Here is a 23,604-nt window from a genome sequence, read left to right as displayed (position 1 = left end):
ACATGAGTGAACGTAAAAGAGTCTGGTTCGAAGAAAATGACAGTCGGCTGGATCCCGCACTCATTGAACAGCTGCGCCAAAGCGAAAGGAAGACGTACCGCACGGCACGCACCGAAAAGATTCCGATCATCATCCGTTGCAGACAGGACACCGCCAATGAGGAGATGGATCAGCTGCTCAAACAATGCGGTGAAGATGTCCATAGCCATCTCGATCAGGAAATGCGCCTCATCAACAGTGTAAAAGGTCAGCTTACTCCGAAGAAGATAAAGGAAATCAAAGATCATACAGCCGTTGAACGCATCTATTACGACCGGCCCGTCTCCGCCTACCTCGACATCACCAATGAACAAATTGGTACTGCCGCCATCAGGGAAAGACTTCAGATCAGCGGTGCCGGGGTGACCATCGCTGTGCTCGACACGGGCATCCATCCCCATGAGGATCTGACGACGCCAAGTAACCGCATCATTGCATTCCACGATGTCATCAACGGCGAGACTGAACCGTATGACGACAATGGACACGGCACGCATTGTGCCGGAGATGCTGCAGGCAATGGGGCGATGTCGAACGGCAAGTACATCGGGCCAGCCCCGGAAGCATCCCTGGTTGGTGTCAAAGTGCTTGACGAGGGTGGAGGGGGTAGCCTCTCAAGCATCATCCAGGGCATCGAGTGGTGTGTCGACTACAAAGACATCCATGGCATCGATATACTGTCCCTCTCTTTAGGGGCGCCTGCCCAAGAATCCTTCCGGCTGGATCCATTGTCGCTCGCGGTGCAGGAAGCGTGGCACTCAGGCCTCATCGTCTGCGCTGCCGCCGGCAACAGTGGCCCGACCCCATCAACCATCGGCACCCCGGCCATCAACCCCTTCGTCATCACCGTCGGTGCAGCAGATGACCAGGACACCCTAGAGCGGACCGACGATGAAATTGCGGAGTATTCTAGCCGTGGCCCAACAATCGACCAATTCATCAAACCGGATATCTACGCGCCGGGCACCAACATCATCTCGCTTCTCGCGCCCGGGTCGACCACCGAGACGGAACTCGCCGATCAGATCATCGGCGAACATTATGTCCAGATGTCCGGCACCTCCATGGCGACGCCGATCTGTGCAGGCGTCATCGCCTTGATGCTGGAAGCAAACCCGAACTTGAGCCCGAATGATGTCAAAAGCATCCTGCAAGTCATCGGTGAACCTGTCTTCAATCACCAGTGGGGCTACATCAATGCCCAAAGGACGGTCGATGCGGCCATACGCTATCAGAAGGATATGAAGGCACCAGTGCCGGATACTGGTCCAGCCTAAAGCGCATATTATGATATTAAAATAAAGCCGGTTGAGGGTACTCTCAACCGGCTTTGTCGTATCTACAAATAAGTTATCTTATATGCTTCTATTGGCGCTGCTTCGCCCAGTTGATGATGCCACCGGCGAGCAGGATATCAAGATCGCGTCCAGTCAGACTGTGGTGGACGGTGATTTCTTCATCCGCGTCTTTCAGTCGAATGGTGAACGTATCCGTGTCCCGGATGGTCTGATGGATGTTGCGGAATTCCAGCACATCTCCTTGGGAGAGCTTCTGATGATCGCTTGGATCATCGAATGTCAACGGCAATATGCCGAAGTTGATGAGGTTCTGCAGGTGAATCCTTGCAAAGTCCTTGACCAGCACAACACGTAAGCCGAGGTACCGCGGCGCAAGTGCTGCATGCTCACGGCTTGACCCTTGCCCGTAGTTGTTGCCGGCAACGACCATATGGCCGCCTGCGTCCTTCTGTTTTTCGGCCCGCTCGATATAGCCCTCATCCACTCCCTCGAAGACGAAGGAGCTGATTTTTGGAATATTACTGCGGAATGGCAATACTCTTGAACCACCCGCTAGGATTTCATCCGTAGAGATGTTATCTGCCATCTTGAGCACTATCGGCAGTTCGAAATTATCTTCTATCGGATCGAAATCAGGAATGGACGACACGTTCGGTCCTTTTTCTATTTCAATATTTTCCTTATCTTTAGGCGGTGCTTCCAGCATGACACCTTTTTTGACCGCAGCCGCTTCCGGGATTTTAGGATACTCCATATCAAGCGTCCTCGGATCGGTGATGACACCACTTAGGATTGAAGCGGCGGCAGTTTCGGGACTACATAGGAAGACACTGTCTTCTTTTGTTCCGGAACGGCCCGGGAAGTTCCGTGGCGTCGTCCGCAGACTGTTCTGCCCGGTAGCTGGCGCCTGTCCCATACCGATACAGCCGTTACAGCCCGCCTGGTGCATCCGGGCACCGCAAGCAGTGGCGGCGAATCGATGATGACCATGTCGTAATGCATGGAGAACGTCTTCAGCATATGTATCATCTTGTTGGATGATAGCAGTTCTGAAGGATTCGGAGGAATGGGGCCGGAAGTAATGATATCCAGGTTTTCCACTTCGGTCTCCTTGACGATGTTCTCCACAGGTACATCCTGGACGATTGCTGTGGACATACCACGCTGATTGGTGACTTCAAACGTATAGTGCGTTGTCGGGCGGCGCAGGTCTGCATCGATCAGAACAGTGCGCTTACCGGACTGAGCATAGGCGACAGCGAGATTGGCTGCGGTAGTAGACTTGCCTGCACCTGGTGTGGCTGAAGTGACGAGAACAGTTTTTATTTCAGTATCGATATTCGAATACATGATGTTCGTCCGGACAGTCCGGAATTGTTCACTGACTGGGGATTTAGGCTGTCTTTCCACGATGAGTTCCCTCGGGCCGGATACATAGTTGCGGGATTTGTTTTTACCAAACATGATCAGTTTCCTTTCTGACTATCGAATTTCGCAATCGTACCAAGTACCGGCAGCTCAAGGTGTTTCTGGATTTCTTCATCTGTAGTAATACGCTTGTCAAGAAATGCCCTGAGGAATGCGATACCGAGTCCAAGCAGTCCACCGAGAATCATACCGATGGCGATGTTGATGAGCGGATGTGGAGATACTGGTGACGGTTCGTCACCAACATCTGCCGGCGCAAGAATGGAGACGTTGTCGACATTCATTACGTCCATCACACGCTCTTGGAACACCTCAGCAATTTCATTCGCGATGGTTTCAGCATTTTCAGGGTTTGGATCAGTGACCGTGACGGTCACGACCTGTGACTGGTCCTGGTTGTTAACGGTGATCTGGCTGGCGAGTGCGCCTGTATTCTGTTCCAGATTAAGATTACTTACAACATCATCGAGCACTGTCGGACTTTTGATGATGTCCCTATATGTATTGATCAGCTGAAGGCTGGCCTGTATGTCCTGATTGTTGACGGCTTCTGATTCCTGGGATTGACTGACGAGGATTTGTGTGTTGGCTTCATATTGCGGGGTCATGAAAAATGCGGTGGCGAATGCAGCGGCTGCACCAAAGAGCAGTACAAGGGCGATGATCATCGCCAGGTTCTTCTTGATCACTTCAAGAATGTCTTCCAAATTCAATGTTTCTTCCATGTTGGCCTCCATATTTATATGTAGAAATATTATATATGTTTACAGTTTATTACTATATCAGATTAAGGTGGATTTTTGCACAGTATTTCGGGAATTTATCAATGAAAGCGATTTTATCGAAATGTTCTGTCTAATGATGTCTCCTTCATAATTATGTAAAATATTTCACTATTTTGTTGAATAATTCGCAGAATATTGTTTATATTTTAATATAACGTCTATATAACTAAAGTCAAAAACCAAATACGGAGGAGATTTTTTGAGTTATCGACGAGAATCAATGATGATCGGATTTGCCTACACGGGGGTCATTGTAGGGGCCGGATTTTCCACAGGCCAGGAAATACTCCAGTTCTTCACGAACTATGGGACATGGAGCTATGCTGCAATCATACTTTCGGCACTGATCATCATGTTTGTCGGCCGGCAAGCGGCTAAACTTGGCTACCGATTGAAGGCGGATTCCCATGAGGAACCGATCAACACGATGTTTGGAGATATGATTGGAAAGACAATCGACTACATACTTGTCTTTTTCCTATATGGCATCTCGGTCATCATGCTGGCTGGTGCAGGCTCAGCTTTCTATGAAAGTTTCGGAGTGTCACCGTGGCTCGGTTCGCTGATCATGATGATTGCGGTGTTTATCACACTGCTGCTCGACTTCAATAAGATTGTCGTGGTGCTTGGTGCAGTGACACCCTTTTTGGTCGCTTTCATATTAATTGTGGCGGCTGTGAACATCTTTAATCCCACCGTTACGTTTAGTGAAGTGAATCAATATGCGCAGGCGGACCGCACGCCGTCCGGAAGTTGGCTATGGGATGCGTTGACATACAGCGGTCTGACGCTTGCGACGGCTTTCAGTTTCCTGTCCATCATGGGCTCGGAGGCAACGAAGCATAAGGCGGCGCGCCGTGGGGCACTGGTCGGCGGCATGATCATTCTGCTGCTGATGGTACTGATCAACGGGGGTATGCTAGCGAACTTGGATGCGGCGAATCATGCGGCACTACCAACCCTATTGCTTGCAGACGCGGTGCATCCTGTAATCGGAACCGGGTTGTCGGTCGTCATGCTGCTGGTGATCTACAATACGGCAGTTGGTCTGATGTATCCGTTCCTGACACGTTTTACAGTAGCCTATTCCAAAAAGTATACGATTATGCTGATCATTGGCTTATTGTTTGGCTATGCCTTGAGTTTCGTCGGCTTTGTCGACTTGGTCAATATTTTTTATCCAATATTCGGTTATATTGGTCTGTTCATTGGAGCGGGCTTGACCATCCGCTGGGTGGCCAATAAGTTTTCGAAGAAGCAGCTGGTATAAATCCGAGCCAGCAGGATGTTCTGTCAGCTTTTGTGTGAAAGCTGAAAAAATTGATAATAGTTGATTACACACTAAAAAAGAGCCTTAGAAAGGCTCTTCTTTAATGCTTTATCAATTCTTTTTCCTCTGTTTCTATCTTCAATCTAGCGCCTGTCCCTGTCTTTGCCAAAATACTTTGCAGTCTATCGATTGTAATGTTTTGATTGCCATTCTCCAGACGGGAGATCACAGACTGCTGAACACCTACCCGATCAGCAAATTCTTTTTGTGTTAATCCGAGACTTAGTCTCAATTCAATCAGTTGTGCCCTCAACTCGTGATTGCGGATTTTCACCAAATCTTCCCTAACATTTTTGAATTCCGGATCCTTTTCAACTCTTTTTTCTGCATAACGTTTCGCAAAACCCACACTACTCACCCTTTCTACTCACCCAATCATCGCGCAGTCTAATCGCATGATTAAGTTCTCCTTTTGGGGTCTTTTTACTCTTTTTAACAAACCCATGTGTCAGCAACAACAATGTACCCTTCCATCTGAAGAAGAAAATTCTATAGATATTGCTGCTATGTTTTACGCGCAACTCGTAGATATCTTCATTTCTAAAGTAATCTACATGAGGATGTCCCCACCTTGGACCAAATCTTTCTAACATTTCAATATCCCGTAAAATCTTATCGGATGCTTTGGCTGGCAAAGCATCGAGAAAAGCTTCCAAAGGTGAATGGTCATTTTCTGTCTTGTAATCTTCCGTGTCCCACTCAAGATTATCCATATAGTTAATATACCTCATAAGTCATATTATAATCATTATAAGCCGAAAATGGTGTCGTGTCCACAGTTCATCCACTACCATTGCTTTATAATACTGAATTTGCGTCAAGATTAAGAGAAGAGAATTGGTGGTAGAGATAAGTATTATGCAATTGGGGGGTATATGATGAAATTGAAGGCATTAATACTCAATACGACACTGAAGTATGGAGATGAACAATCGAATACCGAAGGGTTGGCACGCGAAGTCATGGATATCTATAAGCAAAAAGAGGTCGAAGCTGAAATCGTGCGCCTGAACGACTACAACATAAAATACGGCATCACGGATGACGCGGGTGAAGGCGATGAATGGCCTCAAGTTTTTGAAAAGGTCAAAGCGGCTGATATCGTCCTGATTGGCACACCACTGTGGCTCGGTGAGAAGAGCAGCATCGCAACACTTGCGATCGAGCGCCTGTATGGCAGTAGCTCGTTTACGGATGAGAATGGCCAGTCGATTTTCTACAACAAAGTGGGCGGCGTCATCGTCACAGGCAACGAGGATGGTGCTAAGCATGCGGCCGCTTCAGTACTGTACGGCCTATCCCACATCGGCTTCACCATTCCGCCGAACGTCGATGCCTACTGGGTCGGCGAAGCCGGCCCAGGCCCATCCTACATCGAAGCCGGTCAGGACAACGACTTCACTAAAAAGCATGTGGAGATGCTCGCCTACAACACCATGCATCTGGCGCGCATGTTCAAAGAGACGCCGATTCCGACACAAGGCAACGCGCTCGAGTGACAATCCTTGGAAACTCTGCGCCCGATTGGCTATGATTAAAGTAATACCACTTAGGAGGATGACACAATGGAATTGACAGTTTATCTTGCAGGACAGATCCACGATGATTGGCGCGAAGATGTTAAACGTCTGGCTAAAGAGAAGGACTTGCCACTCCACTTCGTCGGACCGCAGACGGTACATGACCGCTCGGACAATGTGGGCGAAGCAATCTTGGGTGAACAGCCGAGCGGCTACTTCAAGGATGATGCCGCTTCTGCCATCAACAATCTAAGGACCGAAGTGCTCATGAAAAAGTCAGACGTCGTCATCGCGTTGTTCGGCGAGAAATACAAGCAGTGGAATACGGCGATGGATGCGAGTGCAGCGGTCACGCTCGGCAAACCGCTCATCATCGTGCGCCCGGAAGAATTGATCCATCCACTCAAGGAACTCTCCAACAAAGCCAACGTCACGGTTGAAACCATCGAACAGGCGTTGGATGTGCTCGCCTACATCTACGAATAATGCAGGTGTTCAGAGTGAGCCCCGATCATGACATCAGCGCCCGGTATTTGGATAACCGCCGGCTATCGAAGCAGGTGCTCGAACTGTATCAAATACTGCGCGTCAACCTCAGCCTGATCGGCGTGCTTGATACCAACACGCGGTACCGGCACCACCCCATCGTCAAGCACATCTATAATGAAGGGCGTCCGTACATTACGGATACCTTCCGTTTGCTAGACGCGTGCGACAAGGAGCATCAGCGCCGCGGTGGTAAGCGCAGCCCCGCATTCCGGGAAGACTTGGATGCTTTGAAGCGCCTTATCGAGCACCATGCCGGGGACGGGCTGTGGCACGATGATCCATTGCCGCCCCACTATGTCTACGGGGACGTCCGCATCGAAGGAGTGGCAGCTTATCGGGCGTACATCGAGCTATTGAATGCCAAATGGCTGGCGGATACGATTGCGCCACGGTGTGGTATGCACATTAAATAACTACTCTGTTGTACTGGGTTAAAGAAACCCAGTATTTTTCATTTCAAAGCATTATACTTTCTTTCTTTTTGTTAATTAATAAGTTATGATTATTAATTAGTGTAAAGCAATATAGGAGGATGCAGAGTGAGTATTGACAAAAAATTTAGAGATTTCTTAAAGTATGTATTGCCTAAAGATATCCAGAAAAAACTAATCAAACAAGTTATTTTTGATGCCGTTGAGTGTAATAAGGAAGATGTATTAATTGACTTAAAGTTACAGAATTTTTATAAAAATAATTCAAAAAGCAAATTAAAGGTTGTACTTTCTGATGATCAAATAATCTATGAACTTCCTTTCCGTTTTAAAAAAAATGGTCTTCAAATTGAATTGGATCATAATATTCTCAAAATGATTAAAGACTATTGCCTCATAGAAATTATTTTTGAAGGGAAATCATTGAATATCCAAAGTTATGATGAAGAGTATTCACAAATGCAAAAAAACGCTTTCTTCTCAAACAAGCGTTTCTTTAATATTACAGCTCATGGCAATCTTATGATTTCAAATATATTGCCTGAATATAATAGCGAGCAGCCTGTTGATATCAATGATATACATACAAGATATAATTATCTTTCTTTTGTAGTTGGGGAAAATAACAATAACTCCTCTATATATAATTTAGCTTTTTTATATAATTTCGTTTGTCAAAATAAGCTAGACAGTTCCTTTTCACCCATGTAACTCAAAAAGACTTCCAATGGTGTCCGGTAGTTCAATGATTTTCTCGGTATGTGGTTTCTTCTTGAAGCGACAGACGAGACAAATATCTGATCGACCGTGTTGAAATCCATGTCTTTGGGCAGTCCATCCTTTCTGAGCAGGCCATTGGAATGTTCATTCAATCCCCGTTGAGACGGTGTCCCTGGGTCGGCAAAGTAGATGGACAGATCGTTCTGGTTGCTCATCGATTGCCAGTTGGAGAATTCCTTACCACAGTCGAAAGTGATGGACTTGAACAGGTTTCTGGGCATCTCTTGACACCACGTATTGATGGCAGACTCGATTGCCTGTGCCGTCCGGCCTTCAGGCTTCAAGGTGATAATGACCTTAGACAGGCGTTCAACCAGCGTGATGACGGCACTCTTGTGGCGGACACCGACGATGGTATCTCCCTCGAGATGGCCGAATTCTTCATTGAACGCCGGGTAGTCAGTTGTTCTTTCAGAGATGTTTCGCCTGAAGGCCTGTCTGCCCCGGCGTTCCTGATGGCCATTTGGTTTTCGCTTGCCTTGCATCGGCAGTGTGGCTACATCAAAGGTTTTTCGTTTGAACATTCGATACAGTGTACGGCCCGAGCAGTCAATTGGCATCTCCTGCCGACCGACAATCACATCCGGTGTCCAGCCTTGCGCCACCTGCTTTTCAACATGTTTCTGCTGATCGGTCGGTAGAACAATCCGTTTTCTACCACACCGGCTTTTGTTTTCCTTATAGCGCCGATAATACTCCAGCGCAGTGTGCCCGTCCTTGAGATATGCGATGACATTATGGACCGTCTGACGGGCACGCCCAATCCGTTTCGCAATCTGTGAAGTCGGGGTCTCTTGATGGAAATAGGCTTCTATGATTACTAGCTCGTCCGTGGTAATATGGGTGTAGGTCATGCGTGATCACTCCTATGATTTTCTTTGGTCGGAAAACTCATTTTGAGTGTATCACGCGTGACCCTTTTTAGGTGTCTAGCTTAATTTTACAATCGGCGTAATAATAAAATAACAGTTTTAGAGAATATTTCAGAGGACCCCTCTATACTTAAATTCAATGACTTCGATAATCTCAATATGGGGAAACCTGAAATATATTTGCTCAGTGGTGCTGAGCTGAGACCATTGAAATATGTTGGTACTGATCACGCAATGAATACTGCTAAACACAAGATAACCTTCTCTACAATTAGAGGAGACTTCAAAGTTGAAATTGACAGTCATAATGTACCTGTCTTAGATTTCAAAGCGAAGTTGAGAGAACAGCATCTTCAAATGAAGTTTTCTTTTAAAGTTCAATTGGATGTCGCCTCCCTTTTGATTATAGACGCTTCCACTAATCAATTATCTCGCGTTCCAGTAACATCTTCAGGCCCTAGTTCAGAAATAATAATTGATGTTCCTATTTCATTGCTTCTTGATAACATCACACGCAAAAGATTTATGCTAGAAACTGATCACCCAGAACCTTTAAGACTTCAACCCGACATAAAAAAATTAAAAAACTTTGGATTCAATGGCTCGATTCAGACCATTTATAATTATGAAAAATTAAACATATGGTTTTATTGTAGGCGTGACAACCTATTAGGCTTTAAAGTATCACAAAAACGTCTGAAAAGATTAGTGACCGATATAGAAAATTTTCGGTTTAAAGGGTTTATAGAAGGTTCAGAATCATTCATTGAGAGTCAGGCTTATCTATCATTTTCAGATAGGTACTCCCAAGATGTTACACGTATTAAAATCGATAATAATTTCGATATTGATTTAAAAAATGTTGATTTCGTCGATGTTAAGAGTAAAGATAAAACAGTTCTCGATGTGTATGTTGAGATAATCCATAACTCAGGCAAGGTGCTGAGAAAAGTAAAAATTAAGTACAAATTCTCCAAGTATAAAAAAGATAACTATTATGCCAGCCATAATGTTCAGGATAGTGAAGGTAACCTTCATTATCACTTGGTTACGACGACCCCTTTTGACAATTTAAAGCTAGAGTCCTTTAAAGTCCCGGCAAACGTAAAAATCCCCCTCTCCACAGAGAGAAAGGATATGAACGTGTGGCTCCTAGGAGAAAGATATGATACTGCTCAAGACAATGGTTACGCTTTATTTAAGTGGCTAAAAGAAAACACGGATATTGAGCCATATTATGTTATTGAAGATACTGCACAGGATTACCAAAAAATTAAAAATGAGAAAAATGTTTTGGCTTTCGGTTCAGAATTACATTATTATGTATCTTTTAAAGCTGGTGTTTTATTGGGAACTCATGACTTGGAGAATCTTCTGCCGTATAAAACCGCACGAGGATTTTTCCACTACGAAGATACCATTAAAGTATTTCTTCAACATGGAGTACTAGGAAGAAAACCAGTAGAGTATAACAAAAAATACTATGATATACCTTTTGATTTATTTATTGTAAGCAGTGAACCTGAAAAAGAAGATGTTGTTAAAAATAAAATGGGCTACAGCGATGAAGAAATTGCAGTTACTGGACTAGCTCGTTTTGACCTACTTCCTTACAAGAATCAAAGTCGAGATATTCTTCTAATGCCAACATGGCGAGATTGGATTAATAGTGATGAGAAATTCATAAGCAGCGAGTATTATCAAAAATATTATAATCTGATTCATAATGAACGATTAAATCGAATACTTAAAGATAACAATGTTCAACTTAACTTTTATCCTCATTATCGTTCTCAAACTTATTTCAATTCTGAACACTTGGACTTAGGAAGTAATATTCATTTCATGCGTTTAGGGGAAAAGAGTGTTCAAAGCATGTTAAAAGAACATGCTCTTCTCATCACAGACTATTCGAGTGTAAGCTTTGATTTTAAACTCATGGATAAGCCTGTCATTTACTATCATTTTGATGCACAAAAATTCTTTAGACAAGGTATGCTTCGTCCACTACATCAAACTTTTATAGGTGACGTAGCAAAAACAGAAGATAAACTCATAGATACCATAGAATATTATATTGAGAGCAATTTCGCCCCCAAAGACTTTGATTTGTCAGGTGTATTTAAGTACCGTGACCATAATAACCGTAAGAGGATATATGATGCTGTTGTTGATATAATAAACCAAAAGAGTTTTTGAATATTTATAGAGCTCCCTTATTCGGGAGCTCTATAAATGAATACGATGACACAAACTGTAATTTCTATGGCACGTTGATAATCATTAACCATTATGATGCAAAGGAGTAAATAAATGAAAAAAATATTACCGGAGATATTTTGGCTTCGTTCTATTGCGTGTATCGGTATTGTCATTATACATAGTGTTTCTTTGACACTCTCAAACAATCCTCAACTCGTCAAAAATGAGTGGCCAACCTATCTCCAAATCTACCTTATGTTCTGTACGCCTGCTTTTGTATTTATTTCAGAATTCCTTATTGCACATATGTATGGAGATAAACTTAAAAGAGGATTCTTCAAAAAGCGTCTATTGTATTTAGGGCTACCATATGTGTTCCTTAATATATACTGGACTTTTAGTAGCCATTCCCCACAGACACTTATGGAATTCATAGATGCTTTTCTGCTTGTATCAATACGAGGTTATTCAGTGACCTACTTTATCGTTATAATCTTTCAATTTTATATCTTGCATTATCTATTTTCAAAGTATCTGAGAAAACTACCACCTATTCCTATTATCATAATTTCAATCATATTGACCTCCATTTATTGGGGAATAAGATTGATTTATCCATCTCCTGAGAATTTTGTTGGTGGCATTCTGTGGGGGAAAGAGGGACAGACGATATTTTTTGGATGGTTAACGTATTTTGTTCTTGGATATTATATTGGAATCTACTATGAGAAGTTCACATCGACCATCAAAAATTATACTTTCCCTATTATCACGCTATTTCTCATGAGCATTCTCATTGTATTTTATACCCACACTACAGGCCTTAACAGCGCCATTGGATCAAAGAGGTTGGATACACCTATTTATACCACTGCCGTGTTATTATTGTTCTTCTTAATACAATCTTATATAGTAAATATTCCTAGATTTATAGTTTTCATAAGCAACTATTCGTTCAGTATCTATTTGCTACATCTCGCGTTCATGAATAGAATGGGAATGTTACATGAGATTGTCTTTTACGATATTCTTTACAAAAGTATACTTGGAATAACTCTCTCAATTTGTTTTGCATATATAATTAATCGATTTTCTCTAGGAAAATTCATTGTTGGTAATGTACCCAACTTTAGAGTTCCTTCTATTAGTTCTATTGAGTCCGTTAAAAAAGAAAGTGTTTCTCCATCTACATTAAAAAGTAATTAAGAAGACGCCAGAAGAAACTAAATTTCTTCTGGCGTCTTCTTATATAGTACTTCCACAAGGTTCTTTGAAGCATTTCCAGTTGCATATTTATTCCAGATAGCATCAAAGCTTGCGACCTCTAAATAATCAAAATGATTCTCTTTAATGTGCCGTATTACATCATCTGTGGTACGAGCGACCGGCCCCGGCATCATGGCGGTATATTCAAACCAAATACCTCGTGTCACCTTGTATTGCTCGAGGTCATAGGCAAAGAAAAGCATCGGCCTGCCGAGCATAGAGAACTCGAATGGAATCGACGAATAATCCGTAATGAGGAGATCCGCGACGCTCAGCAGTGACGCAATGTCATATTTTCCGGAAGTGTGGGTGACAAAATCGGAGTTATATGTATCCACAAGTTGCACCGTGCGATGCAACTGGATAAGTAGATGATGATCCGTGCCGAGCGCATCCTTCATTTTTTCGAGGTCGAGCGGCAGGCTATCAATGGTGAAGTCTGAATCTCGGAATGTCGGTGCATAGAGCAACACCTTTTTATCACGGAGCTGCGGTAGTGACATCTCCATCTCCTCCCGAGCCTTCTTCACGCGTTGTGTCGAGCGGTAGAAATCTGTTCGAGGCACCCCGGTTTTGAGAATGTTAGCTTCATCAAGGCCGAAGGCTCGTTTGAAAATACCAGCCATCTCATCTGAACTCACGACCACTTTATGGAAACGACTGTATACTTGCCTGAAGCGCCGGATAGCCGATTTTGGTCTGTCCGATGCTGTCTTATCATACAAACCGAACATTTTGACTGCCCCGTTGGCATGCCACAATTGGACGCACACCGCTTCTTGCCGGAAGTCGCATGCGGCTAGAATCAAATGATAGTTGTCGACGAAAACCACCTCCGCCGTGGCGAGGTGGTATAGGCCTTTTAGCCAGTTGCTGGGTCGGGCTGGTGAAAAACGGATGATATTTCGACTCGCTATGCTGTCGAACTTCTGCCGACACCCGGGTTCCTTTAGAATGACGACTCGTGAATCCGTCTGTGCTGACACTTCACTTGCCACCACCTGGATATTGTCACCGAACGAAGCAAGCATGACCGTCTTGTGCTGGAGCGGCGCGAGACGGCACAAGCGGAAGACGGTGCGGACGGCCGTCAGATAGATGGCGAGTGCCGCTTCCTTAATCATTTCGATGAGACAGATCATGTTTGATTTTTGTCGTCGAAACCCCTTCGGTACGTGGTAAATAGATGACCTCGCAATAGTCCTTCAAAAAGTCGAATTCGCTCTCCCAGTCATGTCCCATGACGAAGATGTCGACCTCATGTGCCTTGACATCCTGGATCTTCTGGTCCCAGTCATTTTCTGGGATGACTTCATCCACGTAGCGTATAGCTTCTAGAATCTGCTTCCGCTGTTCAAAAGGATAGTATGCTTGCTTATGCTTAAGCATGTTGAATTCATCGGTTGAGATTGCCACGATGAGATAGTCACCGAGTTCTTTTGCACGTCTCAGAATATTGATGTGGCCGGTATGAAGTAAATCAAATGTGCCATAAGTAATTACTTTTTTCATAGTGTGCCTCCCTACTATACCATGATAATGGTATAATATTTTTGATATGCTAATATGATGGCGATGTAAAAAGTATATCATAACAAATTATATCATATACATAATACTATTTTTCGTTTGTCAAAATAAGCTAGACAGTTCCTTTTCACCCATGTAACTCAAAAAGACTTCCAATGGTGTCCGGTAGTTCAATGATTTTCTCGGTATGTGGTTTCTTCTTGAAGCGACAGACGAGACAAATATCTGATCGACCGTGTTGAAATCCATGTCTTTGGGCAGTCCATCCTTTCTGAGCAGGCCATTGGAATGTTCATTCAATCCCCGTTGAGACGGTGTCCCTGGGTCGGCAAAGTAGATGGACAGATCGTTCTGGTTGCTCATCGATTGCCAGTTGGAGAATTCCTTACCACAGTCGAAAGTGATGGACTTGAACAGGTTTCTGGGCATCTCTTGACACCACGTATTGATGGCAGACTCGATTGCCTGTGCCGTCCGGCCTTCAGGCTTCAAGGTGATAATGACCTTAGACAGGCGTTCAACCAGCGTGATGACGGCACTCTTGTGGCGGACACCGACGATGGTATCTCCCTCGAGATGGCCGAATTCTTCATTGAACGCCGGGTAGTCAGTTGTTCTTTCAGAGATGTTTCGCCTGAAGGCCTGTCTGCCCCGGCGTTCCTGATGGCCATTTGGTTTTCGCTTGCCTTGCATCGGCAGTGTGGCTACATCAAAGGTTTTTCGTTTGAACATTCGATACAGTGTACGGCCCGAGCAGTCAATTGGCATCTCCTGCCGACCGACAATCACATCCGGTGTCCAGCCTTGCGCCACCTGCTTTTCAACATGTTTCTGCTGATCGGTCGGTAGAACAATCCGTTTTCTACCACACCGGCTTTTGTTTTCCTTATAGCGCCGATAATACTCCAGCGCAGTGTGCCCGTCCTTGAGATATGCGATGACATTATGGACCGTCTGACGGGCACGCCCAATCCGTTTCGCAATCTGTGAAGTCGGGGTCTCTTGATGGAAATAGGCTTCTATGATTACTAGCTCGTCCGTGGTAATATGGGTGTAGGTCATGCGTGATCACTCCTATGATTTTCTTTGGTCGGAAAACTCATTTTGAGTGTATCACGCGTGACCCTTTTTAGGTGTCTAGCTTAATTTTACAATCGGCGATTATTAACGGTGTGGTGACTATGAAAACATTAAAAGTGATTCTGTTGAAGTTCTACAAAATATTGTTTTGGTTGCTCGGAAAGTCTTTCCATAAAGATTACAGGCTAATCATATTCGAAAGTTTCCTTGGCAAACAGTACAGCGATAACCCACGGGCAATTTATGAATATATGACCGCCCACTATCCAGATTACCGGTTACTCTGGAGTGCTGATCGTCGCCATAGGAAAGTATTTAAAACATTGGACATTCCTTACGTAACGCGTTTTACACCTAGTTGGATGATTTATATGAACAAAGCAGCTTTGTGGGTGACGAACAGCCGTCTGCCGCTGTGGATCCCAAAGCCCGACGACACCCTATACCTACAGACATGGCATGGGACGCCATTGAAGAAACTCGGCACTGATATCAACAGTGTCCTCATGCCCGGAACTGATACAGACAAATATAAACGGAACTTTACAGCCGAATCAAGTCCTGTTGAGGCTTCATTACTTGGTTGCAGAGAACCTAGATCTTTCGTCGTATAAAGACTTCTTTTATGATGTTTCTGCCTACGAAGATGTAAGAGATCTGTATATAGTCTCTGACTTACTCATCACAGATTATTCCTCGGTGTTCTTTGACTATGCGAATCTCAAGCGGCCGATGATCTTCTATACGTATGATATTGAGCATTACAGGGAAAATGTCCGGGGCTTCTACTTCGATTTTGAAACAATGGCACCCGGTCCGCTAGTCGAGACGACCGAGCACTTGATCGAGACAATAAAGATGACCGAAACGACGGATTTCAACGAGATCTATTCCACTGCTGCGTTTCGTGCACGTTTCTGTGCTCTTGAAGATGGAGAAGCTGCAAAACGTGTCAGCGACAGGATTATTTGTCATTTGGAATCTTAAATTGTATAATTCAACAACGATGAAGGAAATGGTTGTGAAAAAGAGATGAAATCAATATTGATAGTATTGAGGGAACAGCTGAATCATTTTTATCTTGTAAGACGGCTGTCCATGTACGACGTCAAAAGTAAAAATCAGAATAACTATCTGGGGACAGTATGGGAAATACTTACCCCCTTAATCAGTATACTAATATACTGGTTCGTCTTCTCTACATTGCGGAAGCGAGAACCGATAGAAATGGGAGGAGAAGAAGTTCCGTTCTTCTTCTGGTTATTTGTCGGATTCATATTATGGACGTTCTTTTTCCAGGGCACTGTCCAAGCATCCAAATCCATCTACACCCGTTTGAAATTGCTCTCAAAAATGAATTTCCCGTTGAGTCTAATACCCAACATTGCGATATTCTCAAAGTTCTATACACATATTATCATGCTCGGCATTGTCTTTATCGTTTTTCAGTTAGCGGGTTATTACATCAACATCTATTATCTGCAGCTGCCCTACTTCATATTTGGTACATATGCGCTCGTATTTTCGTTTTCATTGATCACCTCTACGCTATCCACGCTTGTCCGGGATGTACATATGTTACTGAGCTCCCTGTTACGCATGGGCTTATACTTATCAGGAGTCTTATGGCCCTTGTCACTCCTGTCGGACTTTCCGCTTTTGATGCAGTTGATGAGACTGAACCCTCTCGTCTACCTCATCGAAGGCTACCGTTCAGTGTTTTTCGGCACCGAGTGGTATCTGGTCACGCATTGGGAACTGACATTGTATTTCTGGAGCCTTATTTTCGTCATATTAGCCATCGGTTCAATCCTGCATGTCAAATTCAGACGTAATTTCATTGATTATCTATAAGAGGGATATATATGACAAAAACTATCATAACCAAAAACCTAGAAAAGCATTATAAGTTATACGACAACCAGAAGGAACGCATATTGGATCTGATCTCACCCAGATCCCACGGGGAGGTTTTTCATGCCTTGCGCGGCATCGACTTCGAAGCAGAAGAAGGGGACGTCGTAGGTTTCATCGGCATAAATGGTTCCGGCAAATCAACTTTATCAAACATCATTGCAGGCATTGTACCCCAATCCAAAGGTGAAGTTGCTGTAAATGGACAGACTTCGTTGATAGCAGTTGCTGCCGGTTTGAATAATGATTTGACGGGACGCGATAATATCGAGTTGAAATGTCTGATGCTCGGTTTTTCGCGCGATGAAATCCGTGAATTGGAACCTGACATCATTGCTTTCGCTGAGCTGGAAGGGTTTATAGACCAGCCGGTCAAATCATATTCAAGCGGGATGAAGTCCCGGCTCGGTTTTGCCATCAGCGTCAACGTTGATCCGGATATCCTGATCATAGACGAGGCACTATCAGTCGGTGACCGTGCATTTTCGGAAAAAAGTCTTAAAAAAATGAATGAATTCAAAGAACAGGGCAAAACGATGATTTTTGTCAGTCACTCCATCAACCAAGTCAAAAACTTCTGCAACAAAATATTATGGCTTGAGTTTGGGCGCGTCAAAGCTTTTGGTGAAGTGAACGATGTCATCCCTCTCTACGAATCATTCCTTAATAAATGGCAGGAGATGTCCAAAGAAGAACGCGACGCATACCGCGCCCGTATGATGGAACAAAACGGAAACGATACAACTTATAGACAACTGGGAAATTTGTTGGTCATGGATGATGAAGAAGAACTGGATGTCTCCAATGATTATACGGTCGTCCCGACTAGCAAACTTGCACATTTTACCAGTAAAAGTACTTATATATATAAAGCACCAAGTATAGCCGATGATAAAATACCAGTTCAAAAATATAAAGATACTGTTTATTATATTAAGCGGGAAGCCACCTACCGATTCGAGAAATATTGCTTGCTTAGCACACGTCCAAGTGGCGTAGACGGAGTGGTCGGATGGGTAAAGGCTACCGAATTATCCATGCATTCTCATGTATATGTGGATAGTGACGATAAAACAATGAAAGTCCAAGGGAAAGGTTCCGCAAGTTCTGAACCGTGGGGAGGCAAAAAGCAATATATATATAAATCACTTGAGAAATATAAAAATTACAGATTTTATATTGATGAGACTAATTTAATTGGCAATAATGTTTGGTACAAAGGAGTCATCGATGGAGAAAAAAATCTTGTATGGGTCCACGAAAGTCAACTCATCAATGAGGATTGAGGCATTTTATGAATAATCATTACGTAACCACACCGATAATGGGAATCGATTTCGTCAATGCATCAATGGACTCTTTTTTAAATCGAACAATCTATCCATTTCTTGAAGAGGAAAGGAAATGTTTCATTGTTACGGCAAATCCTGAGTTTGTCATAAGGACACGAGAATCTATTGAATTCAAGCAGCATGTAGAATCTGCAGATTATGTGCTACCAGACGGTATAGGCATCATAAACGCTGCCAAAATAAGTGGGATGCCTCTAAAAGAGCGCCTAAGCGGTGTGGATGTAACTCATGCCATGCTAGAATATGCTGCCCAAAAAGGTCATAGCGTATTCTTCCTTGGCGCAAAAAAAGATTCAAACCAAAAAGCTGTAGAAAACGCCCGCAAGAAGTTTCCAGGGCTTATCATTGCGGGGTACGAGCATGGTTACGCCGATATCACAAGCGAAGAATTTATAGCCTCAATGGTTAACAGTAATCCCGATATCATTCTGGTGGCTCTCGGCATGGAGCGTCAAGAGAAATGGATTTATGATAATATCGATTATTTCAGCAAAGGAATTTTTATAGGTGTCGGGGGCACTTTGGATGTGATGTCAGGCAATGTAAAACGGGCGCCTCAGATTTGGATTACACTTCAACTTGAATGGCTGTATCGGCTTATTCAAGAGCCGAAACGTTTTCTCAGAATCTTAAAAGTAATAAAGTTTATGCTTCTGCATGTGCCAATCATCAGTAAAATGATAAAAATAACTAGAATAGATAAATAAAAAACCAAATACTAGGCCTCATAATCGCTATAATACTAATATACTTTTTAATGGCAATCCTTATTATCAATATAATGGTATAAAAATACAAAGGTTAAATGAACACCTAGACTCAAAATCGAGTCTAGGTGTTCAATTTTTAAAACACGATTAAGAATTCATTCTTTTTATTATAGTGCCACCCAGCATACTTATGAAAGATTAATCCATACTATCGATATCTATTCAATTCAACCAATTATTCTATTAATAATTTCTACCGACTACCTCCTCATATTTTAACTTACCTACTCCACCAACTATAAATTTCCCCCATCTAAAAGCATTAAATATTTGAGCTGTAAGTAAGGAAAGTGTAACAGTTAAAATAAATGTGAAAATAATATTTGTCTCAGGACTATCACTAAGTTGTCCTAGTCTATGCACAAAAAAGTAATGTGTAAGATAAATTGAAAATGAATAGTTACTGATAAACAATATAAATTTTGGTAGATAGTTTATATAACTAGAGACTAAAAAAAACAATAAAATAATTGACGTGCAATAAAATGGTATATCTGCCCTTTTAGACTCTACTATTGATATCGCTCCAGAATAGTAATTATAAATCATGAAAATGGTCGCAAAAGTAAACAATAGAATTATAGGTATAGTGAATTTTTTTATATTACTTATGAAGGCCTCATAATAGTTACCTATATAGAATCCTAAAGAAAAATATATCAGCCATCCAACAAATATCATCCACCCTTCTCTCTCCCATATCATATGTAATACTGGTAGATCCAATGGGATCATAAAATCACGAAGCGCCCAATAACCACTTGAAATGGCTAATGATAACAAGATAATGATGAATGGATTGAATCTTATCAAATATTTTGCAAATAAATAGTGAAGGATATAGAACTGGATGATAATAACTATAAAATAAGTCACTGTACCTCCTCTGAACATCATTTGGAATAATGTTTCTAGGTAACTATGTACATCTCCTGGTTTACTATATATGAATGCAAGCCCGAAATTCACTATGATGTAAGGTAACCCTAAATAAAGCAGTTTATTTTTAAAAAAACCTTTTTTCAAACTTATGCCTTGCCTTTTAGCTAATAAGAATTCTGAAATGAATACAAAAGTAGGGGTGCTAAACATTAACAAAAGCTGAAAAACTCTTAATCTAAAAGGATGATCCATAATATCAAATTTGTAAAAAGTTGTAGTTATAGAATGAATCATCACTATACTTAGACATGAAATTGCACGTAGCCAAAATACGACGTAGCTAAACTTTGCCAATCTATTTGCACTCCTTGTTACGATACTTTTTCTAGTTGGGTGTCTATCAGATATTAATTTATTTAAAATTACTAATCTAGTGTAAAGCAAAAGCAGTTTTAAATCTATTGAATTATCGAAAGAAAATTCATAGGAAAAAATTTTATGTTAAAATTACTTTAAACATACCAATTCCCTTTCCTTCCCCTTTCATATTATACTTATTGGATAGTACCAGAGATTACAGACTAAAATTAAAAGAAATGAGTCAAATTGATTATGAAAAGAAAAATTTTTTACGGTATTCTTATCGCCTTGCTTATAGCGCTTGTAGTAATCGGTACCTACATCTACAACCTTTTTAATTCCTTCGAAAAAGGCGTTTCGGAATCATTTGAAGCTACTGATCGGGACCGATCAGAATTGAGAATCGAAGATATCAACCCAGAAATGGATAGTTTTACAATTTTAATCCTTGGTATTGATGAAAGTGAGTCACGCAACAGACGTGAGGATATGGGTAAGGGGGATTATCGTACGGATACGATGATTCTAGCTACTTTTGATAAAGATCAGGAGGAAGTGAAACTTGTCAGCATCCCGCGCGACACGCTAACCTACTTCCCAGAAGAAAATTATTTCGATAAAATTACTCATGCCCATCGTGAAGGCGGCCCAGATGGGTCTATGCGCGCCGTTGAGTCGCTCCTCAATGTTCCAGTCGATTTCTATATTCGGACCAATATGGATGCTGTAGTGGACATTGTAGATGCACTTGGTGGAGTAGAATTCGATGTTCCATTTGAAATGAGCGAACAAAATTCAAAAGATAAAGGAAAAATCGAGCTGAAAGAGGGTAAACAAACTCTAAATGGTGAAGAAGCATTAGCAGTCGTAAGGAATCGTAAAGTCGACAGTGATCTTGGCCGTGGCCAACGCCAATTGGAGCTGGTCCAGGCGATCCTATCAAAGGCCAAATCGACGGGCGCACTGTCAAAGCTTGACGAACTGATAGAAGTCGTCGCAGATAATACAAAACACAATATGGAGTCGAAGACGATCCGTAGCCTTGCTGCCTACTACTCCTTCAACGACATCAACTTCAACACGACACAGATCAAAGGAAGCGACTTCTGGTTCCAGCAAAACGGCGCCTACTTCTACTGGGCGAACGAAGAGCATCTGTACCGCATTTCAGAAACGCTTAGGGAAGTGCTCGGTCTTGAAGCGCCTGATCCATATGACCTGATCAACATCCGGCTGTCGGAGATGATCGTGCCCTACCAATTTATAGAAGGCACGGAGCTTGAAGACTACCAGGCGGCAGAACCGCCCTACTTCATGCGGGAAGGTTATGATAGCCAGCTCGGCAATGGCTTCAATACGGAAGAAGGTCAGGATGAAGAGTCAGTTGAAGCGCCCGATAGGGATATGAACCCAGAATTCACCGATGAGGAGCCGACTACAGAACAGCCATCCGTAGAAGATAGCACTGCGCCTCAATATGAAGAAAGTACACAGGAACCGTACTACGAAGAAGAAACGCAGGAACCGTATCAGGAAGATGCGGCTCCATATTACGAAGAAGAAACACAGGAACCTTACTATGAGGAGAACACACAGGAAACCCCTTCATATGATGGGGTCTAGGAGGGATGATGATGCGCAGGACTTACGACAAGGAAACGAACATCAATGAGATGTTCGATTACCTGGAAGATCAGATCAAGCGCAGCGGAGAAGCACAGCCGGAGGATAGGTATTTTTATCAGAACCATGACCATAAGGAGATGTATCTGTCGATAAAGGGCTATTTTGCAGAGTCTGAATCCAATGCTGAAGTGGATGCGGCATGCTATCTCATCGCGTTGCCTGAAATATACAAGCAGATCAACATATTCGAACTCACCTTCCCGATGGACTGGATCCGCGGAGAGGACGGCAGATTGTCCCAACCCTTCAAAAATCTGCGTCCCCACATCCAGTATCTGGCATTGGCTGCCGCTGAGGCGAGCGGGTTCAAGTTCAATACCCCTCCAGCGCTTTCCCTTGGACTGGAATACTGGAACCTCGAACAGATGCGGGTATTTTGGCAGTTCACTGCCATCAGAAGAAAAAATGCGATGTAAGGAGAATGTTGATGGAAATAAAAGTGGCAGACAGCCAAAAGATGTACGACCAGTGCCTCGAAATCCGTAAACGCGTCTTCGTCGAAGAACAGAATGTGCCGATGGACCGGGAAATAGACGAATATGAAGATACATCGACGCATATCCTGCTGACAGCAGATACACCCGTCGGCACCGTCAGATATCGCCCGGCAGGCGACGGATTGATCAAGATCGAACGCATGGCGGTGCTGCCTGAAGCACGCGGATTGAAATACGGCCGGGAGCTGATGGCTTTCGTCCATAAGCATGCCCGGGAAGCGGGCTATGCCAAAGCGAGACTCGGCGCGCAGGTCCATGCCGCTGATTTCTACAGGAAGCTCGGCTATGAAGTAGCTTCAGAGGAATTCGAGGATGCGGGCATTCCGCACATATATATGGAACGCACGTTGTAGACATAAAAAATCCAAGGGAGTCTCCCTTGGAATTTTTTTATGACCCGTTTTTCTGCATTAAAAAAACCCTTTCCAAGAAGTTGGAGAGGGTTATTGAACTTGAATTTTACGTAAGGTATCCATCAATGTGCGTTTTTCTTCGTCATTCAACTCTTCCACAACATTTTCACTAAGTTCGCAGATCGAAGGTTCCAATTCTGCCAATGCTTCGCTTCCTGCATCGGTCATTTCGAGATGGGACGCACGCATATCATTCTCGTTGCGCCGTTTGGCTATATAACCTTGGTCCACCAGAGTCTGGACGGCTCGTGAGACTGAAGTCTGCTCTTTATTCAATCGGCCTATAATCGTTTTTTGTGTAAGTCCTGGCTCTTCTGAAATCATTTCAACGATATAGAGCTGTTCCCTGGATAAAGTGCCCAATTCAGTCTTGAACTCAGCTAAATGATCGATTTTTGCATTCAGCATAAAAATGTATCTGCACACATTCCGTATGTTTACATCATTTGTTGTTTCGCTCATATTATCTGCCCGCCATTCCTAACATTTACTCAGACACTTACCATTATACACAAAACTATATTGTGCACAATATAATTAGAGGAAAAAGTCGCTCTAATTCTCAGTGACTGCGCCCAAGAAACGTTTATTTTGTGTTTCACCCTTATTGACAAACGGCA

Annotated in this window: 26 protein-coding genes and 1 pseudogene; 16 read left to right on the top strand and 11 right to left on the bottom strand. The window is 43.0% G+C overall.

Going from position 1 to position 23,604, the window contains the following annotated elements; all coding sequences use genetic code 11:
* Positions 1 to 2 precede the first annotated feature (2 nt).
* Positions 3 to 1,316 carry a S8 family peptidase gene (locus ACZ43I_RS03100; protein WP_344703952.1) on the top strand — a complete coding sequence of 438 codons (1,314 nt, stop codon included), beginning with the start codon at positions 3 to 5 and terminating at the stop codon, positions 1,314 to 1,316.
* An 88-nt stretch (positions 1,317 to 1,404) separates the two neighbouring features.
* On the opposite strand, the pseudogene ACZ43I_RS03095 reads toward ACZ43I_RS03100, so the two are convergent.
* The 3 genes and pseudogenes from ACZ43I_RS03095 to ACZ43I_RS03085 all read right to left on the bottom strand — a co-directional run.
* A pseudogene (locus tag ACZ43I_RS03095) lies at positions 1,405 to 2,241 on the bottom strand (aconitate hydratase); the annotation flags it as partial.
* A complete protein-coding gene (locus ACZ43I_RS03090) occupies positions 2,124 to 2,801 on the bottom strand; it encodes a CpsD/CapB family tyrosine-protein kinase (RefSeq protein WP_344703954.1) in 678 nt (225 codons plus the stop codon). The gene ACZ43I_RS03090 and the pseudogene ACZ43I_RS03095, both read right to left, overlap by 118 nt.
* 2 nt (positions 2,802 to 2,803) lie before the next feature.
* Positions 2,804 to 3,490: a YveK family protein gene (locus ACZ43I_RS03085; RefSeq protein ID WP_344703955.1), complete on the bottom strand. Its 687-nt coding sequence runs from the start codon at positions 3,488 to 3,490 to the stop codon at positions 2,804 to 2,806.
* Between the two features lie 259 nt (positions 3,491 to 3,749).
* Between ACZ43I_RS03085 and ACZ43I_RS03080 the strand changes: the two genes are divergently transcribed.
* A complete protein-coding gene (locus ACZ43I_RS03080; RefSeq protein WP_344703956.1) occupies positions 3,750 to 4,820 on the top strand; it encodes a YkvI family membrane protein in 1,071 nt (356 codons plus the stop codon).
* A 100-nt stretch (positions 4,821 to 4,920) separates the two neighbouring features.
* On the opposite strand, the gene ACZ43I_RS03075 is transcribed toward ACZ43I_RS03080, so the two are convergent.
* Positions 4,921 to 5,229 carry a helix-turn-helix transcriptional regulator gene (locus tag ACZ43I_RS03075; RefSeq protein WP_344703957.1) on the bottom strand — a complete coding sequence of 103 codons (309 nt, stop codon included), beginning with the start codon at positions 5,227 to 5,229 and terminating at the stop codon, positions 4,921 to 4,923.
* Between the two features lies 1 nt (position 5,230).
* The gene (locus ACZ43I_RS03070) at positions 5,231 to 5,593 is read right to left on the bottom strand and encodes a type II toxin-antitoxin system RelE/ParE family toxin (RefSeq protein WP_344703958.1); all 363 of its coding nucleotides are present in this window, start codon (positions 5,591 to 5,593) and stop codon (positions 5,231 to 5,233) included.
* A gap of 162 nt (positions 5,594 to 5,755) precedes the next feature.
* Between ACZ43I_RS03070 and ACZ43I_RS03065 the strand changes: the two genes are divergently transcribed.
* The 4 genes from ACZ43I_RS03065 (at position 5,756) to ACZ43I_RS03050 (ending at position 8,091) form a co-directional block, all read left to right on the top strand.
* Positions 5,756 to 6,379, top strand: a complete 624-nt coding sequence (locus ACZ43I_RS03065; RefSeq protein WP_344703960.1) for a flavodoxin family protein — start codon at positions 5,756 to 5,758, stop codon at positions 6,377 to 6,379.
* 66 nt (positions 6,380 to 6,445) lie between these two features.
* The gene (locus ACZ43I_RS03060; RefSeq protein WP_344703962.1) at positions 6,446 to 6,886 is read left to right on the top strand and encodes a YtoQ family protein; all 441 of its coding nucleotides are present in this window, start codon (positions 6,446 to 6,448) and stop codon (positions 6,884 to 6,886) included.
* Positions 6,886 to 7,362 (top strand): pyrimidine dimer DNA glycosylase/endonuclease V, encoded by a 477-nt coding sequence (locus ACZ43I_RS03055; protein WP_344703963.1) that lies wholly within the window; start codon positions 6,886 to 6,888, stop codon positions 7,360 to 7,362. The genes ACZ43I_RS03060 and ACZ43I_RS03055 overlap by 1 nt, the downstream gene beginning before the upstream one ends.
* Before the next feature lie 126 nt (positions 7,363 to 7,488).
* On the top strand, positions 7,489 to 8,091 hold the full coding sequence (locus ACZ43I_RS03050; RefSeq protein ID WP_344703965.1) for a hypothetical protein: 603 nt from the start codon (positions 7,489 to 7,491) through the stop codon (positions 8,089 to 8,091).
* Here ACZ43I_RS03050 and ACZ43I_RS03045 read toward each other — a convergent pair.
* The gene (locus ACZ43I_RS03045) at positions 8,055 to 9,014 is read right to left on the bottom strand and encodes an IS30 family transposase (protein WP_380710055.1); all 960 of its coding nucleotides are present in this window, start codon (positions 9,012 to 9,014) and stop codon (positions 8,055 to 8,057) included. The genes ACZ43I_RS03050 and ACZ43I_RS03045 overlap by 37 nt on opposite strands.
* A 177-nt stretch (positions 9,015 to 9,191) precedes the next feature.
* Between ACZ43I_RS03045 and ACZ43I_RS03040 the strand changes: the two genes are divergently transcribed.
* Positions 9,192 to 11,231, top strand: a complete 2,040-nt coding sequence (locus ACZ43I_RS03040) for a CDP-glycerol glycerophosphotransferase family protein (protein WP_344703520.1) — start codon at positions 9,192 to 9,194, stop codon at positions 11,229 to 11,231.
* Between the two features lie 114 nt (positions 11,232 to 11,345).
* Positions 11,346 to 12,440: an acyltransferase family protein gene (locus tag ACZ43I_RS03035; RefSeq protein ID WP_425568398.1), complete on the top strand. Its 1,095-nt coding sequence runs from the start codon at positions 11,346 to 11,348 to the stop codon at positions 12,438 to 12,440.
* A gap of 17 nt (positions 12,441 to 12,457) precedes the next feature.
* On the opposite strand, the gene ACZ43I_RS03030 is transcribed toward ACZ43I_RS03035, so the two are convergent.
* The 3 genes from ACZ43I_RS03030 to ACZ43I_RS03020 form a co-directional block, all read right to left on the bottom strand.
* On the bottom strand, positions 12,458 to 13,642 hold the full coding sequence (locus tag ACZ43I_RS03030; RefSeq protein ID WP_344703518.1) for a CDP-glycerol glycerophosphotransferase family protein: 1,185 nt from the start codon (positions 13,640 to 13,642) through the stop codon (positions 12,458 to 12,460).
* Positions 13,617 to 14,012 carry a glycerol-3-phosphate cytidylyltransferase gene (gene tagD / locus ACZ43I_RS03025; RefSeq protein ID WP_344703516.1) on the bottom strand — a complete coding sequence of 132 codons (396 nt, stop codon included), beginning with the start codon at positions 14,010 to 14,012 and terminating at the stop codon, positions 13,617 to 13,619. The genes ACZ43I_RS03030 and tagD overlap by 26 nt, the downstream gene beginning before the upstream one ends.
* 120 nt (positions 14,013 to 14,132) lie before the next feature.
* Positions 14,133 to 15,092, bottom strand: a complete 960-nt coding sequence (locus ACZ43I_RS03020; protein ID WP_380710055.1) for an IS30 family transposase — start codon at positions 15,090 to 15,092, stop codon at positions 14,133 to 14,135.
* Positions 15,093 to 15,211: 119 nt separating this feature from the next.
* Here ACZ43I_RS03020 and ACZ43I_RS03015 point away from each other — a divergent pair, with 119 nt between their 5' ends.
* The 5 genes from ACZ43I_RS03015 to ACZ43I_RS02995 are packed head-to-tail and all read left to right on the top strand — an operon-like array spanning position 15,212 to position 19,083.
* The gene (locus ACZ43I_RS03015; RefSeq protein ID WP_464761744.1) at positions 15,212 to 15,724 is read left to right on the top strand and encodes a CDP-glycerol glycerophosphotransferase family protein; all 513 of its coding nucleotides are present in this window, start codon (positions 15,212 to 15,214) and stop codon (positions 15,722 to 15,724) included.
* Positions 15,690 to 16,097 carry a CDP-glycerol glycerophosphotransferase family protein gene (locus ACZ43I_RS03010; RefSeq protein WP_464761743.1) on the top strand — a complete coding sequence of 136 codons (408 nt, stop codon included), beginning with the start codon at positions 15,690 to 15,692 and terminating at the stop codon, positions 16,095 to 16,097. The genes ACZ43I_RS03015 and ACZ43I_RS03010 overlap by 35 nt, the downstream gene beginning before the upstream one ends.
* A gap of 45 nt (positions 16,098 to 16,142) precedes the next feature.
* Entirely contained in the window at positions 16,143 to 16,964 is an 822-nt protein-coding gene (locus ACZ43I_RS03005; protein ID WP_344703512.1) for an ABC transporter permease, read from the top strand.
* Between the two features lie 11 nt (positions 16,965 to 16,975).
* On the top strand, positions 16,976 to 18,310 hold the full coding sequence (gene tagH / locus ACZ43I_RS03000) for a teichoic acids export ABC transporter ATP-binding subunit TagH (RefSeq protein ID WP_344703510.1): 1,335 nt from the start codon (positions 16,976 to 16,978) through the stop codon (positions 18,308 to 18,310).
* Between the two features lie 8 nt (positions 18,311 to 18,318).
* The gene (locus tag ACZ43I_RS02995; RefSeq protein ID WP_344703508.1) at positions 18,319 to 19,083 is read left to right on the top strand and encodes a WecB/TagA/CpsF family glycosyltransferase; all 765 of its coding nucleotides are present in this window, start codon (positions 18,319 to 18,321) and stop codon (positions 19,081 to 19,083) included.
* Between the two features lie 246 nt (positions 19,084 to 19,329).
* Here the strand turns inward: ACZ43I_RS02995 and ACZ43I_RS02990 are convergent, their stop codons facing one another.
* Positions 19,330 to 20,382 carry an acyltransferase family protein gene (locus ACZ43I_RS02990; protein ID WP_344703506.1) on the bottom strand — a complete coding sequence of 351 codons (1,053 nt, stop codon included), beginning with the start codon at positions 20,380 to 20,382 and terminating at the stop codon, positions 19,330 to 19,332.
* Between the two features lie 258 nt (positions 20,383 to 20,640).
* Here ACZ43I_RS02990 and ACZ43I_RS02985 point away from each other — a divergent pair, with 258 nt between their 5' ends.
* The 3 genes from ACZ43I_RS02985 to ACZ43I_RS02975 are packed head-to-tail and all read left to right on the top strand — an operon-like array spanning position 20,641 to position 22,924.
* Positions 20,641 to 22,011, top strand: coding sequence for an LCP family protein (locus ACZ43I_RS02985; RefSeq protein WP_344703504.1), 1,371 nt, complete (start codon positions 20,641 to 20,643; stop codon positions 22,009 to 22,011).
* A gap of 5 nt (positions 22,012 to 22,016) precedes the next feature.
* Positions 22,017 to 22,490, top strand: a complete 474-nt coding sequence (locus ACZ43I_RS02980) for a DUF2538 family protein (RefSeq protein WP_464761742.1) — start codon at positions 22,017 to 22,019, stop codon at positions 22,488 to 22,490.
* 11 nt (positions 22,491 to 22,501) lie between these two features.
* Positions 22,502 to 22,924 carry a GNAT family N-acetyltransferase gene (locus ACZ43I_RS02975; protein ID WP_344703500.1) on the top strand — a complete coding sequence of 141 codons (423 nt, stop codon included), beginning with the start codon at positions 22,502 to 22,504 and terminating at the stop codon, positions 22,922 to 22,924.
* A gap of 90 nt (positions 22,925 to 23,014) precedes the next feature.
* Here the strand turns inward: ACZ43I_RS02975 and ACZ43I_RS02970 are convergent, their stop codons facing one another.
* A complete protein-coding gene (locus tag ACZ43I_RS02970) occupies positions 23,015 to 23,446 on the bottom strand; it encodes a MarR family winged helix-turn-helix transcriptional regulator (RefSeq protein WP_344703498.1) in 432 nt (143 codons plus the stop codon).
* Positions 23,447 to 23,604 lie beyond the last annotated feature (158 nt).

The organism is Salinicoccus jeotgali, from assembly GCF_055379195.1.
The sequence above is the reverse complement of the archived record's forward strand: the minus strand, read 5'-3'. Positions and strand labels throughout refer to the sequence as shown.

Bases quoted from the DNA above. Each gene is read 5' to 3' on its own strand.
- ACZ43I_RS03055 (WP_344703963.1), top strand. From the start codon at position 6,886: ATGCAGGTGTTCAGAGTGAGCCCCGATCATGACATCAGCGCCCGGTAT.
- ACZ43I_RS03065 (WP_344703960.1), top strand. From the start codon at position 5,756: ATGATGAAATTGAAGGCATTAATACTCAATACGACACTGAAGTATGGA.
- ACZ43I_RS02995 (WP_344703508.1), top strand. From the start codon at position 18,319: ATGAATAATCATTACGTAACCACACCGATAATGGGAATCGATTTCGTC.
- ACZ43I_RS03035 (WP_425568398.1), top strand. From the start codon at position 11,346: ATGAAAAAAATATTACCGGAGATATTTTGGCTTCGTTCTATTGCGTGT.
- ACZ43I_RS03020 (WP_380710055.1), bottom strand. From the start codon at position 15,092: ATGACCTACACCCATATTACCACGGACGAGCTAGTAATCATAGAAGCC.
- ACZ43I_RS03070 (WP_344703958.1), bottom strand. From the start codon at position 5,593: ATGGATAATCTTGAGTGGGACACGGAAGATTACAAGACAGAAAATGAC.
- ACZ43I_RS02970 (WP_344703498.1), bottom strand. From the start codon at position 23,446: ATGAGCGAAACAACAAATGATGTAAACATACGGAATGTGTGCAGATAC.
- tagD (WP_344703516.1), bottom strand. From the start codon at position 14,012: ATGAAAAAAGTAATTACTTATGGCACATTTGATTTACTTCATACCGGC.
- tagH (WP_344703510.1), top strand. From the start codon at position 16,976: ATGACAAAAACTATCATAACCAAAAACCTAGAAAAGCATTATAAGTTA.
- ACZ43I_RS02980 (WP_464761742.1), top strand. From the start codon at position 22,017: ATGATGATGCGCAGGACTTACGACAAGGAAACGAACATCAATGAGATG.
- ACZ43I_RS03085 (WP_344703955.1), bottom strand. From the start codon at position 3,490: ATGGAAGAAACATTGAATTTGGAAGACATTCTTGAAGTGATCAAGAAG.
- ACZ43I_RS03045 (WP_380710055.1), bottom strand. From the start codon at position 9,014: ATGACCTACACCCATATTACCACGGACGAGCTAGTAATCATAGAAGCC.
- ACZ43I_RS03090 (WP_344703954.1), bottom strand. From the start codon at position 2,801: ATGTTTGGTAAAAACAAATCCCGCAACTATGTATCCGGCCCGAGGGAA.
- ACZ43I_RS02985 (WP_344703504.1), top strand. From the start codon at position 20,641: ATGAAAAGAAAAATTTTTTACGGTATTCTTATCGCCTTGCTTATAGCG.
- ACZ43I_RS03030 (WP_344703518.1), bottom strand. From the start codon at position 13,642: ATGATCTGTCTCATCGAAATGATTAAGGAAGCGGCACTCGCCATCTAT.
- ACZ43I_RS03060 (WP_344703962.1), top strand. From the start codon at position 6,446: ATGGAATTGACAGTTTATCTTGCAGGACAGATCCACGATGATTGGCGC.
- ACZ43I_RS03100 (WP_344703952.1), top strand. From the start codon at position 3: ATGAGTGAACGTAAAAGAGTCTGGTTCGAAGAAAATGACAGTCGGCTG.
- ACZ43I_RS03005 (WP_344703512.1), top strand. From the start codon at position 16,143: ATGAAATCAATATTGATAGTATTGAGGGAACAGCTGAATCATTTTTAT.
- ACZ43I_RS02975 (WP_344703500.1), top strand. From the start codon at position 22,502: ATGGAAATAAAAGTGGCAGACAGCCAAAAGATGTACGACCAGTGCCTC.
- ACZ43I_RS03040 (WP_344703520.1), top strand. From the start codon at position 9,192: ATGGGGAAACCTGAAATATATTTGCTCAGTGGTGCTGAGCTGAGACCA.
- ACZ43I_RS03015 (WP_464761744.1), top strand. From the start codon at position 15,212: ATGAAAACATTAAAAGTGATTCTGTTGAAGTTCTACAAAATATTGTTT.